15 protein-coding genes are annotated in these 19,826 nt (G+C 40.3%); 2 read left to right on the top strand and 13 right to left on the bottom strand.

The window, feature by feature from the left end; all coding sequences use genetic code 11:
• Positions 1–8: 8 nt before the first annotated feature.
• The 10 genes from O2Q26_RS15555 to murG all read right to left on the bottom strand — a co-directional run bounded on the left by O2Q26_RS15555 (position 9) and on the right by murG (position 13,175).
• Complete coding sequence (locus O2Q26_RS15555; RefSeq protein WP_289216766.1) at positions 9–833, bottom strand: S1C family serine protease; 825 nt, start codon at positions 831–833, stop codon at positions 9–11.
• Between the two features lie 36 nt (positions 834–869).
• Positions 870–2,900 carry an ABC transporter ATP-binding protein gene (locus tag O2Q26_RS15550; protein WP_289216829.1) on the bottom strand — a complete coding sequence of 677 codons (2,031 nt, stop codon included), beginning with the start codon at positions 2,898–2,900 and terminating at the stop codon, positions 870–872.
• Positions 2,900–4,648, bottom strand: coding sequence for an ABC transporter ATP-binding protein (locus tag O2Q26_RS15545; protein WP_289216765.1), 1,749 nt, complete (start codon positions 4,646–4,648; stop codon positions 2,900–2,902). The genes O2Q26_RS15550 and O2Q26_RS15545 overlap by 1 nt, the downstream gene beginning before the upstream one ends.
• Before the next feature lie 390 nt (positions 4,649–5,038).
• Positions 5,039–6,040, bottom strand: a complete 1,002-nt coding sequence (locus O2Q26_RS15540) for a TIGR00341 family protein (RefSeq protein WP_289216764.1) — start codon at positions 6,038–6,040, stop codon at positions 5,039–5,041.
• A 94-nt stretch (positions 6,041–6,134) separates the two neighbouring features.
• Entirely contained in the window at positions 6,135–7,214 is a 1,080-nt protein-coding gene (locus O2Q26_RS15535; RefSeq protein ID WP_289216763.1) for a Ger(x)C family spore germination protein, read from the bottom strand.
• A complete protein-coding gene (locus tag O2Q26_RS15530; protein WP_289216762.1) occupies positions 7,204–8,319 on the bottom strand; it encodes a GerAB/ArcD/ProY family transporter in 1,116 nt (371 codons plus the stop codon). The genes O2Q26_RS15535 and O2Q26_RS15530 overlap by 11 nt, the downstream gene beginning before the upstream one ends.
• Positions 8,312–9,820, bottom strand: a complete 1,509-nt coding sequence (locus O2Q26_RS15525; RefSeq protein WP_289216761.1) for a spore germination protein — start codon at positions 9,818–9,820, stop codon at positions 8,312–8,314. Before O2Q26_RS15525 ends, O2Q26_RS15530 begins: the two co-directional genes overlap by 8 nt.
• 352 nt (positions 9,821–10,172) lie before the next feature.
• On the bottom strand, positions 10,173–10,997 hold the full coding sequence (locus tag O2Q26_RS15520; protein ID WP_289216760.1) for an aldo/keto reductase: 825 nt from the start codon (positions 10,995–10,997) through the stop codon (positions 10,173–10,175).
• 87 nt (positions 10,998–11,084) lie between these two features.
• Positions 11,085–11,438: a hypothetical protein gene (locus O2Q26_RS15515; protein ID WP_289216759.1), complete on the bottom strand. Its 354-nt coding sequence runs from the start codon at positions 11,436–11,438 to the stop codon at positions 11,085–11,087.
• A gap of 666 nt (positions 11,439–12,104) precedes the next feature.
• Positions 12,105–13,175, bottom strand: a complete 1,071-nt coding sequence (gene murG, locus O2Q26_RS15510) for an undecaprenyldiphospho-muramoylpentapeptide beta-N-acetylglucosaminyltransferase (protein ID WP_289216758.1) — start codon at positions 13,173–13,175, stop codon at positions 12,105–12,107.
• A 102-nt stretch (positions 13,176–13,277) separates the two neighbouring features.
• On the opposite strand from murG, the gene O2Q26_RS15505 reads away from it, so the two are divergent.
• The gene (locus tag O2Q26_RS15505; protein WP_289216757.1) at positions 13,278–14,639 is read left to right on the top strand and encodes an MATE family efflux transporter; all 1,362 of its coding nucleotides are present in this window, start codon (positions 13,278–13,280) and stop codon (positions 14,637–14,639) included.
• Between the two features lie 252 nt (positions 14,640–14,891).
• On the opposite strand, the gene O2Q26_RS15500 is transcribed toward O2Q26_RS15505, so the two are convergent.
• Together O2Q26_RS15500 and O2Q26_RS15495 are read right to left on the bottom strand one after the other, a co-directional pair.
• Positions 14,892–16,319, bottom strand: coding sequence for an aldehyde dehydrogenase family protein (locus O2Q26_RS15500; RefSeq protein WP_289216756.1), 1,428 nt, complete (start codon positions 16,317–16,319; stop codon positions 14,892–14,894).
• Positions 16,320–16,382: 63 nt separating this feature from the next.
• Entirely contained in the window at positions 16,383–17,231 is an 849-nt protein-coding gene (locus O2Q26_RS15495) for an SDR family oxidoreductase (protein WP_289216755.1), read from the bottom strand.
• Positions 17,232–17,634: 403 nt separating this feature from the next.
• Between O2Q26_RS15495 and O2Q26_RS15490 the strand changes: the two genes are divergently transcribed.
• Complete coding sequence (locus tag O2Q26_RS15490) at positions 17,635–18,378, top strand: SDR family oxidoreductase (RefSeq protein ID WP_289216754.1); 744 nt, start codon at positions 17,635–17,637, stop codon at positions 18,376–18,378.
• A gap of 66 nt (positions 18,379–18,444) precedes the next feature.
• On the opposite strand, the gene O2Q26_RS15485 is transcribed toward O2Q26_RS15490, so the two are convergent.
• Positions 18,445–19,635: a NupC/NupG family nucleoside CNT transporter gene (locus tag O2Q26_RS15485; protein WP_289216753.1), complete on the bottom strand. Its 1,191-nt coding sequence runs from the start codon at positions 19,633–19,635 to the stop codon at positions 18,445–18,447.
• Between the last annotated feature and the right edge of the window lie 191 nt (positions 19,636–19,826).

Genomic DNA, 19,826 nt, shown 5'->3' with positions numbered 1-19,826 from the left:
TGGTTAAATCAGGAGGCCTCCAGCTTTTCATAATAGTAATCAATCGGGACAGCTAAGCCCACTCTTCCATGTTCATCCTCACGTAATGTCGCGAACACAACAGCGATGACTTCTCCTTCTTCATTAATTACCGGACTGCCTGAGTTCCCTCTGTAAATTGGAGCATCAAGCATAAGAACCGGCTCTTCCCAATCTTCCAATTCAATATAATCTATAATCGTCCCCTCGTTAGCCACACCTGTAAAACTCAAGGGGTTCCCTATGAATGAAAAAGGTTCGGACTCCTCAAAAGATGTTTCATCCGCCAAATCTAGTGAAGGAAATCCACCTCCCTCAACCTGCAGGATGGCCAGATCAATATCCGGGAAAGATTCTACAACTTCAGCTTGATATAAACCTTCTTCCTGAAAGCCTACTGAGATTCTTCTTTCTCCTTCAATTACATGGTGATTGGTAAGTATTTTCCCGTCATCGCTTATGGAAAAGCCAGTTCCTTTACTCTCTCCCGCATCAACGACTACGATAGATCTCTTAAATTCTTTTATATCGTCATCTGTCGAAAGTTTAGCAGAGGTTATGAGAAAATCAACCGCTGGAATGGAAAAAGTGTTAGGCAGAACAGCTACTATGTTCATGACCATCATAAAGGCGATAAGGTAAAATATCCACTTAGGAAAAGGCCTTTTTTCTTTCGGACCTTGCTTTTCTCTTCTAGCTTTTTCTAACGCTTCTCTTCTTTCAGCCTGAACGAGCTCATACATTTCTTCCTCATCAATTTCTTCATACAAATCGTCATCAATGATATCTTTTCGTTCATCATCATACTTGCTCATGTTTACACCTCTAAAATTCTGAAGATCAAGAAACCACTATATCGCTGGCTGTTTCTTAGCGCCTTGCTGCATCTTATACATCTGATGATATTTGCCGCCTGATTCGATAAGTGAAGTATGTGTTCCTTGTTCAATCATTGTACCATGGTCAAGTACAAATATTTGATCGGCTTGTTGGATTGTTGATAGTCTATGAGCAATAATAAGCGTGGTTCTTCCCTCTTTTAATACGTCTAATGCATTCTGAATTAATTGTTCAGTTTCCGTATCAATATTCGCCGTCGCCTCATCCAAAATCAGTATAGCAGGGTCAAAAGCTAAAGCACGGGCGAATGATATCAACTGTCTCTCTCCCATAGATAAGGATGCGCCATTTTCCTTCAAAACCGTGTCATATTGATCGGGCAGTTTTTCAATAAAGCGGTCGGCACCTACTGCTTGCAACGACTTGATCGCCATTTCCCGGGAAATCATTTCATCGTTCATTGTCACATTCGACAGAATGCTGCCAGAAAAGATAAAGGGATCTTGCAAGACAATCCCCATGTGACTTCTCAACTGCTGTCTTGACCAATCACTGATCGGCCGGTCATCAATCTTGATCATTCCCTTTTCGTGATCATAGAAACGAAATAACAAGTTCATGATGGAGCTTTTCCCTGAACCTGTATGGCCTACAAATGCAGCAGTTTCTCCCGGCTGCACTTCAAAATTAATATTTTTTAACACGTACTCTCCTTTCTTATAAGCGAATGACACGCCTTCAAATTTAATGTGGCCATTATATCTTGAGAGAGCTTCCGTTTTTACTTCTTCTCCATTCTCGCTCATCAATTCAAATACTCTGCCGGCAGCTACACGCGCCTGTTCTAATAGCGGCAGTTGGTTGACAAGGTCAGTAACGGGCTGGAATAGACGGTTTAAATAATCTACAAAGGCATATAACACGCCTACTGTTACAAGCCCTTCAGCTCCAAGCGCTCCTGATCCGAAGTACCAAATAAATAATACAAATGCTAAGTTTCTTATGACATTCACTAAATTAAAAGAGGTTAAAGCGCTTAGTCTGACGAGCTTTCTTTGATACGTAAAATGAGTTGAGTTCAGCTTTTCGAAATCCTGTGATGTGTGCTTCTCCTGTTGAAACGCCTGGATGATCGGCATTCCTTGAATGGACTCGTTTATGCTGCCATTCATATCGCTTACAGTAGAGCGGACCACAGTATTGTACTTGCCACCGTAATGTTTATATACTCTCATCCACAGAAAGATGATAGGGACGACCAATAAACAATATAAGGCCAGCTGTACATCTAAGAGAAAGAGAGCAATATAAATTCCAGCCATGTAAAAAAAGCTTGTTACAAATGTTGCTAATACTTTTACATACAGCTCTCTTATCGCTTCAGTATCGTTAGTGATTCTTGCCACGATTTTTCCTGCTGGCTGGTCCACAAAATAGTTTATAGGAAGCCTCTGAATATGATGGAATAAGTCATCTCGCATCTTACGGATGATTCGATTCGACGTTTTCTGTAAAACATACGTGTAAACGAATTGGAAACCTGCTGCCACCAATAATATAGCTACATAAATAGCAAGCAGCCAATATATTGAGGTCTGTTCAGGCTGGAAGAAGCGATACAGTTCATTCAATGATAGTTTACGGACTTCGGCAGTAGTCGTTTCATCACTGGTTTCGATGACTACATTTCCACCTTCAATCGAACGAGTGCCCGTAAACTGTATTTCTTCCTCAGTAAAATAATAGCTGCGTCCCACTTGTATAATTGCAGCAGTTCCCAGTATGTCTTCTCCGCTGTTCATTCTATCTTCTCTTTTATATAGGTTATCATTATAAGAGACGGTATAACTGTCCTGTACTTCTACTTCGTGCCACTGATCCTCTATCCCCACGATGTGCTCATCAATCAATCGTTTAGCGATGAAAGGTCCTGTCAGTTCTAGGGCGACGGCGATAATCAAACATATAAGCCCAATTAAAATGTTATTTTTATATGTTAAGGCGTAATTAAGCAGTTTCCTTTCAGTCGATGGGTTTTTCATCAATCACCCACCCCCTTATTCTCCAATTGCTGGTGCATATACTGAGTGCGATACCAGCCATTTTGTTTCATTAAGTTTTCATGTGTTCCTTCTTCAATGATTCTCCCCTCGTCAAGCACAATGATATGATCAGCATGTGTAACAGCTGACAATCGGTGGGCAGCAATCCACGTAGTTTTTCCATAACGCTCTTTACGAAGGTTTTCGATGATATTCGCTTCTGTTTTTCCATCTACCGCTGACATCGAATCGTCAAGAAGTAGAATTTCAGGATTCATAATAAAGGCTCGAGCTATAGAAACCCTTTGTTTCTGTCCGCCGGACAGCGTAACTCCGCTTTCACCCACCGTTGTATCCAGACCTCTTGGCAGTGCTTTAATATCCTCTAGAAAATAAGCAAGTTCCATCACTTTGTAAATCTCTTCATCGGTTGCATCCACTTTTCCGAACTGAATATTTTCACGAATCGTTTTTGAGAATAAGACTTGGTCCTGGGGAACATACCCGATCCATGAGCGACTAACTTCAAGGTCAATATCTTCTAACTTTACATCATTGATTGTCAGGGATCCTTGTAAACCGGAGTATTCTCTTAAAAGCTGTCTCAGCAAGGTCGTTTTCCCGGCGCCTGTTTTACCGACGATACCGAGTGTCTGCCCTTGTTTTACGGTTAAATGAATACCTTTTAAAGCACAGGTTTCTGACCCGGGGTATTGGAAATCAACATTGCTAAACTTAATGACCTCTGGTTTATTTACTTGGACAGGGGTCTCAGGAGATTTCACATCAGGTTTTTGGTCCAAAGTTTCGGTGACTCGATCCAAAGAAGCGTTCCCTCGCTGCATTACATTGATCAATTCTCCTACCGCAAACATAGGCCAGATCAACATGCCTAAATAAACATTAAAGGATACCATTTCGCCTAGTGTAATCACATTCTGAAATACGAGGGAAGAGCCGTAACCGAGCCCGATCGTGTATGAGAATCCTACTAATACCGTAATCGTCGGTTCAAATAAAGCATCTACTTTAGCCACCTGAACATTTTTCTTGTAAACTCCGTCCGTCATTTGGTTGAAGGAGCGCTCGTCGTTCTCTTCTTGAACAAAGGCTCGAATGACTCTTACCCCGCGAACAGACTCTAGTACATTATTGTTCAAATCACCAAATGCCTCTTGAGCCTCCATGAATCGCATATGAATGACCTTTCCATATTTATTCATAATATAGGCCATGATCGGCAAGGGTAATAATGCTGCCAACGTCAATTTAAAGCTGATTGTAAACCCCATCATGGCAATAATCAGAATCATGAAGATGGTCGAGTCAACTAGAGTCAGCACACCAAACCCTGCCGTCATTGTCAGGGCTTTTAGGTCATTGGTACATCGAGCCATCAAATCCCCTGTCTTATTGTTTTGAAAAAAACTCGGAGTCATTTTCAAAAAATGGTCCATCAGATTTGAACGCATCCGTCTTTCAAGCGTAGCCGCTCCACTGAATAACGTGTAATCCCACAAATAGGAAAGCGTATAGCTTACTATGATAATTGAGCCATATATCAATAAAATTTCTGTCAGCCTATCCCACGTAAGAGTATTGAACTGCATTTCATCTATGGCCATCCCTACGAGTTTAGGCGGAATTAAGTCAATCGCACTTACAACAATGAGTGCGGAAATCGCAAACGTATATCTTTTCCAGTATTCCTTAAAAAACCATCCCAGCTTGAATAACACACTAAACATTTCTCATCACCCTTCCCGAAACAGCTCCCGCTAGCCGCTTTCTTTCCAATCATCATTCTTTGCTCCAGTAATTTGTAAATGTTCCATATCAACATACCTCCCATGTTTTTTCTAATCTTAATGAAGCTATATTTAAAGCGGTTTCACCCGCGAAAACACAAAAAAGCATACGTGCGTGACGTATGCTTCAAAACAAACATATTACGGCCACGGACATACGTGACCCTTTTCACCTTACATTGAGTACTTAAATTAAGGCCGCCCGGTCACGAGTGCTATGAAATTCAGGTTGATTGATACGTCTTTCTTCTTCATGCTCGTGACCTCCTTTTCTTAATGATTATTAATTATATAGTTTTCGGAAAATTATTGCAACGGGATTTTTGTATATTACAAATTAAATGTGCCTTCACTTATAAAAATAAGCAAAGCCAGCACAACGACGATCACGCTTACAAATAGTATAGATAGAGGTCTGGAAACATTGGCTCTTTGGACCTCCCTCCACTGTACAGGTCTGATTCCACTAATCGAAAAAATAATGACCGCCGCTAACAGAATAGACATGATATTGACCGTAACCAATAAGAATGCTCCATAAGCAAGGTCCCATTCCATACTGCCTATTGAAATTCCTAAAGCAACGCTTGGAGGCAGTAAAGCTACAGCGACCATCACCCCTACTAAATTTCCTGACAGGCGGTTTATGAAAGCTAGTGCTCCGGCCGCTCCAGAAGCAACGCCGAGAATAATATCTATTGGAGTGACTACCGTCCGGCTCAAATATTGATTTGTAGTCAATTCAAGACTAGAAAATAATACGAACAGTATGGATATCGCGACAACAATAACTACTCCTAACAGAGAGGTTATCAGAGATTTCGTCAGTACTTTGTAATCACCTAATACGGAAGAAAATGCAACAGCAATTACAGGACCGATCATGGGCGCAATCACCATTGCCCCGATGACCACAGCCTCACTGTCTTTAAGGAATCCGACAGTCGCTACTATTGCCGATAGGATAATAAGTAATAAATAGTTCCATGTCGTTTTACTGTTCTTTTTTATAGAAGCTAAAAGCTCATGTCGGCTAAGTCTTTGAAGCTTTACGTTCTGTTCTTCTTTTTTCTCAGCTTTAATAGTTTCATTAGAAAAATAAGCCCTTACCGGAAACAAAACCGTTTCAAACCCTTTTACACTTTGTGAAATCCCTTCTAAATCATTTAGAATGTCTTCCACATTTCCCTTTTTTGAAAGTATCCTGAATAACGATCTTCCATCTGTCTGTATTTCCACCCAGCACGATTCATAGGTGTAAGAGTTCAATTGATCACGGAAAAATTCAAGGTGGGTTGGAGGAACATGAACTTCAACTAATTGTAAACTCATGGCATTTGCTCTATTCTATGTGTATTATGCGGAGAATACCCTTGTCCTTTTGGATTGATTCGTTGAACAGCTTGAATCCTTTTAGCTTCTCTCTCTATAAGGAAATACCCATGCCCGTTATTTCCAAATCCACGTTCACTTCTACAGGTACTTCAGGATACTGCTCTTCCCATGCTTGTTTGTCAAAATTTCTCATTCGATTCTTATACAAACTACCTAACCCTATAGGATCCGTCTCATTCTCTTTAAACAGTTCGATCATTTCTTCTGCTTTCGACTTATAATATGCGGAGAATTCTTCTTCTAAATGATCTATTCGAGCAGAACTTCTCTGACTTTCTACTCCTGTCTCCTTCATTTCATTTATGAACCCTTTGATTGTCATATTTACGATGAACCTGGGGGAGTCCCCGCTTTTCTTCACTTGATAGGAAGTATTTGAATCTGTAATTTCCATCCCTATAACCCCTTCATCCGATTGGATCGTCTGGCTCCCTTTTTCTACTTTTTCCTTCAAAAGCTTCAAGATAAGGGTATCTTCAGCAGGTATGACGGTAACTTGGGAAGCTTCTTTAAAAATAGAAATACCAGAAACTTCAATATGACTGTTTACCTTTTTTAAATAAGGCAGGAATCCATCAAGACCATCAGCATAATAAGCATATAAGAAATAATGCAGATTCGTCTTAGGAAGATTCTGATCTATATTATTTTCAATAATACCTTTTAGATATTTTGCTGTCGTTTCATTTTGATTATAATCCCCTTCAATCAACTTCTGTGTATCACCGTCAACGATTCCTAAATAGATATTTCTCCCGATTCGAGGATCGCGACTTAAGATGTCCATAAAGTCCGTAATTCCTCGGCTCGCTAAATCTTCATTATATAGATTCACTTCAAGTTTCCCCATCGAAAGTGGTTTGGAAGACTCGTTTTGAATTTGAATGTCAAATTCCTTCAATGATTCGGTCTCTACCGTCAAATTTAATTCCTCTACCGTTCTTGCTGATTCCTCCCCGTACTGGGGTATCCCTACTGTACCCTTGATACGACCCTCATCGACGTAATCATAGCCTGATATTTGTATAATGGCCCTGTCCTCGACACTATCTATATTGTTACAACCAGCTGCGAACATTAAGCAAATTACACTTAGAAGTTTACCTCTCATGACGTGTCCTCACTTTATACATAATCTTCGACAGTAAGAAAATCACCGGAATATACAAAAGCACATAAAAACCTACTTCATTTGCAAAAACATTCAATTGCTCAACGCGTTGTCTGTCATCAAATAATAAAATAAGAATATACAGTGCTAAACAAAACAATCCGATGGTGATTTTTTGATTAATATTGAATAACCGTCTCGGAATTCGGCTGGCCCCCCATAAAGCCAGACAAACGTTAGGTACGATTACGTACATCCATAATGCAATACCTATATATTCAAATCGTTCAATAAAAGGAAATTCGACAATTTTCCATAAAGAAATCGTTCCCCACGTCACGTACTTAAGCTGCTCTTCACTGAAATATAGAAAAGCTGTTAGAGCTGTAGCTAAATAAATTAAGACTGTGTAAAAAACGCCAAAATGAGCCCATTTCTTTGAAGCTTGTGGATTTTTGATGAACGGATAGAATATCAACAGTAATTCAATCCCTAGAAAGCTTAAAATTCCGTCTTTTGTCGATCTTATCAAATCGAATATACTGTGATCGATTGCCGGATATAAATAATTAAAGTTCCCGACCATAATCGGGAAGAATTTGAGCAGGAGTAACGGAATCGTCATGATAACACTAATCATGCAAAACCCGGTAACAAGCCGGAAGCCTCCTATGACAAGATAGAAAATAAGAAGCAGAAACACTAGTGAGAAGATTTTTAAGTTGAGGCTCGGAAACATCCATACTTGGATGACTTCAATAAATGTACGTAAAACTGTCAAAGCCAGAAGAAAGAAATAGACACATATCACAAGGCTGAGAATTCCTCCAAAATATTTACCGAAACACTGACGGTGAATCGCAACAATATCACCTCCGCCCGTTTGAAGGGCTTGATAAACCATCCATAGTAAAATGTGGATAAATACGCCGGCTATCACTATCGATATCCAAGAGTCAAACCCTGAATGCTTTGAAATATAGCCCTCAAATCCTAAAATCCCCACCCCTACTTGCATAGAATGGATAATGAAGAACACGAACATCGGAGTGATCAAAAATTTCTCAGGAACATAAACACTTGTGATGTTATCAATCTTATTCATCTATATCCCTTCTCTCCGATACATGCTTCTTATTAAATCGCCTGGGTGCCTCAGGGCGGTTCTGCAGTGGACGATCCGTCTGTTTACTAAATGGCAGACGAATGAATGCATCTCTGAGGTCAAGAAACCTCAAGGGGTATAAAGGCGCGAAAAAAGGCCTTCCTATCGAAGTAAGTTTAATCAAATGACCTATATAAAACATCATGACCATGGCTACGCCGACTAACCCCCACATTTGAGCTCCAATAAGGAAAGGAAAGCGGATCAACCGAATAGTGTTACCAATTTGGTAGACTGGTGTAGTAAAGGACGCTAGCGCAGCGAGGGCTACGATGATTAGAAGCACGTTACTTGTAAGACCCGCATCTACTGCAGCTGTACCAATTACAATTCCTCCTACAATACCGATCGTCTGACCGATTTTGGTAGGCAGCCTTGCCCCCGCTTCACGCAATAGCTCAATGGTCAATTCTAAGATGATAACTTCAAGTATTGGTGGAAAAGGGATGTCTGCTCTTGAAGCCACAATGGTAGACATGAGTTCTTCTGGAATCATTTCATGGTGGTAAGTCAAAATCGCTACATACAACGGAGTACTGAGCACCGAAAAAAACACAGCGAATAAACGGATCAGTCGAAAGGCAGTAGCAAGATGCCACGGAAGAAAATAGTCATCGGAAGCTGAAAAGAATTCTACAATGGTCGTTGGACATGTAAGTACATGGGGCGATCCATCTACTACAATTGCGATTTTACCTTCCACCAGCACCTCGACTACCCTGTCAGGCCTTTCAGTATCCAATAATTGAGGGAAAGGTGAAGTAGAGTTGTCCGATATCATTTGAGAAATGAAAGAACTATCAATGATTTGATCATAATCAATATTCTTTAATCTCTGTAATACCGTTTGTATATTATCTTCATCGGCAATTCCATCAATATATACAACACCGACTCGAGTTTGAGTGATACTCCCCATTTTCAATTCCCTGAGTGTAAGCTGAGAAATTGGCAGCCGCTTTCTCATAAGACTCATATTTGTGTCTATGGATTCTACAAATGCTTCTTTTGGACCGACCACACTGAATTCTACTTCCGGAATAGAAACTTTTCTGCCTTCATTATTCGATGCAGGTATGCAAAGTACCTTTTGATCTGCACTCTTTTCCTGCACGATAATATGACCTGCCATCACATTTTCTTCGATTTTCTTTGTATCCTCTGTCACTCGGATGTTATCCACTAGGAGCTTCTCTTTCATATCTTCAAGTGATTGAACTTCATTCTTCTTTAAAACAGGAAGGAGTGCATTATTTATTATTTTGTCATCGCACATTGTCGACACATACGAAATTACCCAGCCACTGGCACCCACTTTATAACGCTTAAAATCGTTAGAATGCTCTAATCTGTCAAATAACGTTTGCACCGTTTGTCCGGACGATAATGCCTGAAAACGATCTATGGTCTTCTCTTGTTCCTTTTTCTTCGGTCTCCACATGAGAAAACTCCTTCACCCAGCAAGTGTTCTTAAAAGATTAGCGGGAGTTTATTTGTTTAATATTGTTAACAAAACGCTGTATTTTATTCGATTTTTGGAGAGGATAGGAGCTAAGGAGGTTGGCTAATTGATACTCGCTTACATTGTTCCTATCGTGCTGATAGCATGCTTCTTTCTATCTATACTTTTTCTTATGGAGGGGGTGGCTAAGCTATTTTTGATGCTCTTTCTTGTATTGATCTTGTTTCTTCCTTTCATACTGATTTATAAAGAAGAAACGGAATGACCTACCCAAAAAAAGCAAATAAAAAACCGTCCAGCATAAATGCTGAAACGGCTTGGCCTGTATATATTAATAATTGAAGTGATCTGGATGGGATCCAACCCTTTCATTAGCATGAAGCTCATTAATTTGCTCCATATCCTTCTCTGTCAGTTCAAAATCGAAGATGTCCGCGTTCTCTATCTGACGCTCTTTTTTAGTAGATTTCGGGATGGTTACGATCCCATGCTGAACATCCCATCGTAATATAATCTGCGCTGTACTTTTACCGTATTTGCCTGCTATTTCTTCAAGCTCTGGATCCTTTAAGTAGGATCCTCTCGCTAAAGGAGACCAGGCCTCTAATTGAATGTTGTTCTCGTTACAATATTCCATAAGTTCCTTTTGAAAAAGCTTAGGGTGGAATTCCACTTGGTTGACCATAGGCACGGTTTTTGCATTTAAAAGCAGCTCACTAAGATGGGAGATGGTGAAATTGCTGACTCCAATAGCTTTCACTTTTCCCTCCTGATAGAGTTTCTCAAAGGCTTTCCAAGTCTCTTTAAATAAATTTGGAACTGGCCAATGGATAAGGTAAAGATCAACATAGTCAACGCCTAACCTTTCCAAACTTCGTTCAAACGCTTGCAACGTCTCTTCATATCCTTGCTCATCATTCCATACCTTTGTCGTCAAAAATATGTCTTCTCGAGGAATCCCGCTGTCTTGTATTGCTTTACCTACGCCGGTCTCATTATCATAAAATGAAGCCGTATCGATATGACGGTAACCTGCAGCAAGTGCTGTCTTTACCGTCTCATAGACTTCCCCGCCTCCATCAACTTTATAAACTCCTAGACCGATCAAGGGCATTTCTACACCGTTTGAAAGAAGAACCTTACTAGTTATATCCATTGATATGAGCCTCCTTATTCTCTTAGAAATATCCCCTTTGATTATCTCAAGTAAACGTAAAAGAGCCTGCTTGTATAGCAGACTCCTCTAATAGTGGCGTTTATTTTCGATGAACTTTGGCAGACGACTCTCTATCCATACAAAAGAAATTATTCGCAAGACAACCGGGTATAAAGCGATCAACCCAATTAGATCCCCGACATATCCTAATGTATCTGTCGCAAACATCCACACGGATAAAGCAAGCATCAATATTACGGAAATTAAGGAAGCCTGGCTATTAATGGGCTTCCATGTGCCGGCAAGTGTAGACGTTTCCTGTTCAACTAAATCAAAACACCGGTAGTGAAAAGGGCGTATTCTGAACCAATTAGATGCGGTGATCAATTCGTCTCGATCACGGATTTGCTTATAACAATAGCGGCATACTTGAGTACGCATGACATCTTCTCCTAATGATTTTTTTAAACTACGTTTAGAGGTGATACATCATTTCTGTATCAAATTTATTCAACAATATGGCAGGATAGTGGAGGACTTGGATTCGAAACATTTGATGAGAGGGTCATTCCCCGCTGCCCCTCGTGATGTAAAAGTTTTCGCAATCACTCCAATTTAATCATATATAGAAGAAAACACCAATCAAACTACTATGGAGAGCTTTATCCACAATGCGCCCTTTACGATGTGATGGTTTCGTTCCTCACATCATGGTATTGGGGTCTTGGAAATGGTGAGACTCCTGCGGGAATGGATGGACTAGCTAGACCCCGGAGAGCTCTAGCTCGAGGAGGCTGGCCGTCATCCCCGCGGAAAGCGAGCCATATCCAAGACCCCCTTTCTCCAATTTAACACAACGAAACCCTAACGAAGTATGCGCTTTCCTAAACAAAAGATCGAAGCTGTAAAGTTCCTAATCGAATTGATATCTATTTCTATTATAACTCAGACAGGCTATTATGTGGAACATGTATCATGAAGGCCGTTCACTCTTGTCCGTAAATTGTTGTTTGAACTGTTTGCATAAGTTTCTCCAGTTCAGTTTACGCCATTTTCTTCGAATTATATAAAAGGACCATGCACAATTTTAATGCATGGTCCTAATTATCATTTTTCAGATTGCTGGATAAGATCAATGACTTCCTGTTTTGTCTTTTTATTTTCATAGGTGTTCATATTGTTCAGTAGTTCAGGTTTTCTTTCCATCAGTCGATTAAATTCTTGTAAAAGACGATCGGCATTCAATTCTTCTTCTTCAAGTTTTAAAGCATACCCTTGTTTTACAAAAGAATCGGCATTCAGTATTTGGTCGCCTCGACTCGCCTGCCTTGATAATGGAATGAGCAGCATCGGTTTTCTTAAAGCTAAAAATTCGAATATAGCGTTAGACCCAGCTCTTGAAATAATATAATCACATGCAGCGAACAGGTCCTTCAGTTCTTCATTCACATACTCGAATTGAACGTACCCTTTCCTGTGAATCGATTCATCCATTTGTCCTTTTCCGCAAAGGTGCACGATTTGGACGTTTTGTAATAATTCATCAATATTTTCACGTATCGAATCGTTGATTTTTTTTGAGCCTGTACTTCCGCCCATGACTAGCACAACAGGCTTCGAATTGGTAAATCCGCAAAAAGCCAACCCTTTTTGCCTGTTTCCTTCAAAAAGCTCTTCTCTGACTACAGCACCAATATATTTCCCTTTGGCCTCAGGTAAGTATTTCATCGTTTCCGGGAATGTCGCCAACACCTTTTGCGCAAATGGAAATGATAACTTATTGGCCAGGCCAGGTGTATAATCAGACTCATGGATAATGGCGGGGACTTTTTTCAATTTTGCCGCTGCTACAACTGGTACAGAAACAAAACCACCTTTCGAAAAAATCACCTTCGGCTTGGTCTTACTTATGATTCTAAGTGATTGATACAAACCTTTTAAAACTTTGAATGGATCTTTGAAATTCTCTTTAGACATGTACCTTCTTAATTTACCAGTCGAAATGGCATGATAAGTTACACCCTCCAAGGTTTCAATTAAATTTCTTTCAATACCCTCGTACGATCCTATATAATCGATCTCATATCCTTTTTTTTGAAATTCGGGGATAAGGGCAAGATTAACGATAACGTGCCCGGCGGTTCCGCCTCCTGTAAATAAAATACGTTTATTAGTCAAAATCTTCAACGTCCTTTCTTCATTTGCGCAGCTAGGCTTCTACACATTTGTGTGCTATAATCCTCGTGGCCTAAAGGAATTGTATCAAAAAGGAGAACATTTATGTACGAAACAAAAACATTGTCCGAAAAATTCAAGTTATTCATGGTCATTTTACTTCCTATTTTAATCACTCAAATCGGCATGTATGCTATGAACTTTTTTGATACGATCATGTCTGGTCAAGCCGGCGCTGAGGATTTGGCTGGTGTCGCTATCGGTTCGAACATCTGGCTGCCCGTTTTCACAGGCCTTAATGGGATCATGATGGCGATCTCTCCTATCATTGCTCAATTGAATGGTGCAAAAAAAGAAAAAGAAATACCAGAATCCGTCAAGCAAGGGGTATATTTAGCAATCGTGCTTGCCCTTTTGATTGGTTTTATTGGCTTCTTTTTACTAGATCCTATTCTTTCATTATTCAGTATTGAAGAAGAAGTCCGCTACATAGCTAAGTATTATTTGATTACACTGGGGCTTGGTATTGTACCATTGTTTGTCTTCAATATTCTTCGGTCATTCATCGATGCCCTGGGCCAGACAAAAATTTCAATGGGTATCATTCTACTCACACTGCCGATCAATATAGTATTCAATTACGTATTGATTTTCGGTAAGGCAGGGCTTCCGGCGTTAGGCGGAATAGGTGCGGGATTGGCTTCTGCACTTACATATTGGGTGGCATGCGGTATAGTAGTAGCTGTCATTCATAAAACTTATCCGCTTCGCCGTTACGGAATCTTCAGTAAATGGGTGAAGCCATCCTTGAAGAGCTGGGCAGAACAGCTGCGAATCGGAATTCCCATAGGATTCGCTATCTTCTTTGAGACGAGTATTTTTGCCGCCGTCACTTTCTTTATGACCGTTTACGATACTTATACGATTGCCGCTCATCAGGCAGCGATTAACTTTGCCTCACTCGTATATATGATGCCTCTCAGCATAGCTTTCACACTGACCATTGCTGTCGGATTCGAAGTAGGAGCCAAGCGTTACGAAGAGGCAAAAACTTATTCCTATATGGGGATAAGCCTGGCTGTAGCCATGTCGGTAGCAGCTGGACTCATTTTGTATATTTTCGATGATTCTGTAGCCAGATTGTACAGTTCAAATGAAGAAGTGATCGCTTTGACGAAAAGTTTTATATTTTACGCCATCTTCTTTCAGTTATCCGATGGTTTTGGAGCTCCGTTACAGGGAATATTACGTGGATATAAAGATGTGAATATTACTTTAGTAATGGCTTTTGTATCTTATTGGGTCATCGGCTTACCGAGTGGCTACCTGCTTGCCAATTATACAGATCTCGGACCTTTCGGTTACTGGATGAGCCTGATCATTGGGTTGACAGCAGGGGCTATCACTCTCTTATTCAGGATGCTACAGCTGCAGCGCAGAAATATACAGAATCAAGCAAACGCATAACGCCCTGAATTTCAAGTCCACTGTTTACAAAAAACCAATGGCTTGGCTGTGTAAATCAACTATAAGTGAATGATTAAAATACTAATTCAACGTTCGGAAGCTTTAACTGAGTAAACCTCATACTCAAGTTAAGCCCAGATCCTTAATAGGAATTCTGGGCTTTTTTAGTGTTAATCACTGTTCTTATCAATCTGTGAGTTGAAAAGTTTTTGTTTTCTCTTCAATAAGATAGTGTGTAATCACGTAAACTTTTTATTGATTTAAATTCATAACAACTAAGCGCTCTTCCGTCATTTCTTCGATTGAATATTTCGGACCTTCTTTCCCCCAGCCGCTGCCTTTCACACCACCATACGGCATAAGATCTACACGGTATTGGGAGGCATCATTGATCATAAAACCACCGACTTGTACTTTTTTTGCAGCGTAGAAGGCTGTATCGATGTTTTGAGTGAAAATCCCGCCCTGTAAACCGTAAGGGGACTGGTTTACTTCTTCGATACAATCTTTGATGTCGCTGAATGGTATTAAAGTAACAACAGGTGCAAAAACTTCCTCGCACACGACTTTCATGTCATGTGTAACATCTGTAAGGACTGTAGGCTGCAGTAAAGCTTCTTTTCTCGTACCGCCATGCAAAATTTTAGCCCCAGCCTGTTTAGCTTCTTCAATCCATTCTTCCGCCCGCTTCGCTTCATCCTCGCCAATCATAGGTCCGACATCGGTTTCTGGATCGTTCGGATCTCCAATTTTAAGATCTTTAATAGCTTCTAAAAATGCTTGTTGAAACTCTTCTTGAACTTCTTCGTGCACGTAGAGTCTTTGAACAGAAATGCACACCTGACCGGCGAAAGCAAAGCTTTTAGCGGCTGTATTTTTAGCCGCAGCAGCAACATCAGCCTCTTTATCAATAATAACCGGTGAATTGTTTCCAAGCTCCAATATCAATTTATTCATCCCTGTTTCTTGTTTAAGCTTTAAGCCGACTTCGGCACTGCCCGTAAACGTGTAGAGACTTATTCTGGAGTCTTTCATCATCTGGTTTCCGACAGTGGAACCTGAACCGACCACTACATTAAAAAAACCTTTAGGCAAGCCGGCTTTATGAAACAGCTCAGCTAATTTAATCGCTGAAACAGGTGTTTTACTCGCAGGCTTCAATACAACCGCATTACCGGAAGCTATGGCAGGACCTATTTTGTGAGCCACTAAATTCATTGGAAAGTTAAAAGGACTGATCGCACCTACTACACCAACAGGAACTCTGATAGTAAATGCCATTCGATTCTCTGAACCAGGAGCTGCTTCGACAGGAACCCCTTCTCCGTGGATGCGCTTAGCCTCTTCCGCTGAGACTTCAAAGGTAAGAGCTGCACGTTCAATTTCCGTGCGCGCCTGCTTAAGCGGCTTTCCTGCTTCCATCGTGATGACCTGTGCGAGCGTTTCTTTGTTTTCTACCAATAATTCACTCACTCTTTTTAATATTTCAAAACGCTCATATGGAGACATTGCATTGTTTTTGTAAGCTTGTTCCGCAGCTGTAACCGCCTGATCCACTTCAGTTTCTGATGCTTTTGACACTTTGGCATAAGTATCTTGTGTATATTTATTAAGTACTTCAATTTGTTCAGCAGTACTCACCCATTCTCCATCAATATATAATTGATATTCCTCAGCCATAGACATGCCCTCTCCTTTATTTGGAATCTATAGACACTATTTCCTTTCCAAGTGTTACTTAAACTACAGGGAGCGTAGTCCAACTTCCCTCTCGCTCCATATCCACAGCGTTTCTGCCAACTTCCGGTCACTGGCTGCCTTTGAACGAGGGGAGACTTGCTTATTATAAAAATATTTCCCACTTACACCGCGTATGTTTTCATCAGTTGCTAAATAAACCGCCGTCTCCGCTCCTTGTTCCGGAGTTTTGAAATATGGCTCTAACGTTTTCATTATGGATGTTCCAAAACCCGACTGCCGATTCACACCTAAATTAGTTGCTACAGCTCCGGGGTGCAGAGAATTTACAGAGATATTATCGTCTTTTGTTTTATCGGCTAATGCGTTCGCAAACAATATGTTAGCCAATTTGGACTGACCATACCCTTTCATAACATTGTACCCTTTCCTTAAATGAGGATCGCGAAAGTGGATTTTCCCCCATTTATGAGCACCTGAAGATACAACTACCACTCGAGCGTCTTTGGATTTCTTCAACTCGTAGAGCAGCAGGTTCGTCAATAAGAAATGCCCAAGATGATTTATGCCCATTTGAGATTCAAACCCATCACCAGTGAGCTCTCTTTTTAACGAAACGACGCCGGCATTGTTGATCAGAATATCTAAGCGATCAAACTTCAATTTGAAATGACTGACGAACTCCTTAATACTTGTCAGGCTTCCTAAATCACATTTCAACATTTCTATGTGGTCTTTTTTGGTCACGCTCTTTGCTTCTGAAAGAGCTTCTTTACTCCTTTCCTTGTTTCTACAAGCCATGATTACATGAATACCTTTGTTAGCTAATTCAATCGTTGTTGCTAACCCCATACCAGAATTAGCACCTGTGACAATCGCAATTTTTCTTTCCACAGTATCACCTCACTTACTTCAAATCATAATACTCTTCTCCCCATTGATAAAGCATTATGATGTTTAATTACTTTTTCTTCTGGGAAACTTCTGTTCTACAGACATATAGAAGTCTGGTTTCTTTATTTTAAAAGTTATGTTAAATATCGTTGTTGATTTTTCATAAGTGAGTTATTGATTGATACAGCGGGTTGTAGGAGGCTCATCCCCAGAAAATGGGTTAGGTACCGTATGCAAGTGTAGGTTGGTTTAGGAAACAACTCGCTTTCTAAGCGGGAGTCTCGTCGTTTCCCAACCACCATCTCGGCCAGTCAAAAGGCTCAAAAGGAACATTTAAGAAAAGGGAATATATATGAATTTCACACGGAAATTTAACAGAGCTAATTTGAAAGGATGAGTATTCATGTCAAACGTAGAAAATAAAGTAGTTATACTAACAGGTGCTTCCAGCGGAATCGGAGAAGAAACTGCTAAAGAGCTTACGAAATATGGTGCAAAACTCGTACTGGCTGCAAGAAGAGAAGAAAGGCTAAAGGATTTGCAAAAGAAATTAAACGATGAAGGAGGCGACGCCGTCTATAAAGTGACGGATGTGACCTCATCGGAAGAAATGGATGAACTGGCCAAGTATGCTCACGACACCTATGGACAAATCGATGTCATTGTAAACAATGCCGGCCTAATGCCGCTATCACTTCTTCATAAAAGAAAATATGATGAGTGGGATACAATGATTGATGTGAATATTAAAGGTGTACTATATGGAATCGGTGCTGTTCTTCCGTATATGCAGGAACGAAAACAAGGACATGTCATCAACATTTCTTCAGTTGCCGGTCATTCTGTCGCTCCTGGGAGTGCGGTATACAGCGGAACTAAATTTGCTGTTCGTGCCATTACTGAGGGACTTCGTCAGGAGGAATCTCCGAATAGCAATATAAGAGCTACGATTATCTCACCTGGTGCTGTCTCTACTGAGCTTACAGAGTCTATCACAGACGAAGATGTCAAATCAGGAATCGAAGACGTATACAAAGAAGCAATTGACGCGGATAGTATTGCAAGAACCATCCGGTTTGCTGTAGAAGAACCTTCCGAGGTAGCTATTAACGAAATTCTTGTTCGACCAACCAATCAGGGCTGGTAATAAAAAGTCTGCGCAAGTCATAAAAAAACCGCCTGGAGAAAATGATTCTCCAGGCGGTTCATTATTTTATAAGAACAGGCCAGCCATTGTAGCTGAAAGCATAGATCCAAGAGTAGCACCAATCAATAGTTTCATACCGAATCCAGATACACGAGCACCTTTATCAGCATCGATCCCTTGAACAGTACCAGCTATAATACCGATAGAAGAGAAGTTAGCGAAACTGGTCAGGAATACTGTAACGATGCCGACAGTTTTCTCAGAAACTGCATCCATCATACCTTGGAATTCAAGCATTGCAACAAATTCATTGGTTACAATTTTCGTACCCATTATGGCACCAGCGTCAAGAACTTCACCTGTAGGTATTCCCATAAGAATTCCGATAGGCGCAATAATATAACCTAATACTTCTTGAAGAGTCAAGCCGCCGAAAATACCAGCGAACATGGCATTGACAAGTTCAAGTGAAGCGATGAAGGCGATTAGCATTGCAGCAACGATCAAGGCAATTTTACCACCATCGAGTGCTCCATTACCCATAGCTTCAAAAAAGCTCTTCGCATTGGAAACATCTTGAACGTCAACATGGTCCTCTTCTTTAGGGACACGTACTGGAGCAATTAGTGAAGCTACAATCAGCGCACTGAACATATTCAATGGAAGTGCGACTAATACATAATCTGCAGGAAGAATCCCGATGTAAGCACCAACAATAGATGCAGATACAGAACCCATAGCGGAAGCACTGACGATATATAAACGGTTATCACTTAATTGCTTGAATTGTGATTTAATCGCAATGATAGCTTCAGACTGCCCGAAGAAAATACTGTTTACAGCGTTGAAAGATTCAACTTTCGGTAAACGGGTAATATATGATAGTGCTTGTCCTAAATATTTAATAATGAATGGCAGAATCTTTAAGTACGTAAGAACAGATAAAATAGTAGCAAAGAAAATGATAAGAAGCAGCACATTAAAGAAGAATACAGTTGTACCTTCTTCAACAACGATGTTACCAAGTACAAACATGACACCTTCTGTACCGAACTCAATCAGTTTATTGAAACCTTTTGATATTTGATCAATAATCCAGGCTCCTACCTCTGTCTGAAACATGACAAAAGTAGTGATAACTTGGGCTAACAACATAACACCAATACCAAAATAATTAATGTTCTTCTTGTCATTAGACATTAAAAAAGCTATACCTAAAATAACACCAATGGCCAAAATTCCTAAAATAATATCCACGCTTTGGTTCCCCCTCAAATAGTTATAAAGTCGTCTTTGTTACACGCGTCATGAAAATGCTTACATTCGATCTTTCTACTACGGATTTTAACAGGTTGTCAGACGTCTTGCAAGACAATTTATAAAGACTGAATTTTCATACGAAATGACTACAATGCTTCATTTCCTTTTAACATAAGGTTCAACCCATT

The organism is Halobacillus campisalis, from assembly GCF_030345335.1.
In the GTDB taxonomy this organism is placed as follows: domain Bacteria; phylum Bacillota; class Bacilli; order Bacillales; family Halobacillaceae; genus Halobacillus_A; species Halobacillus_A campisalis.
Note: the sequence above shows the minus strand (reverse complement) of the source record. Positions and strands in the feature narration are given on the sequence as shown.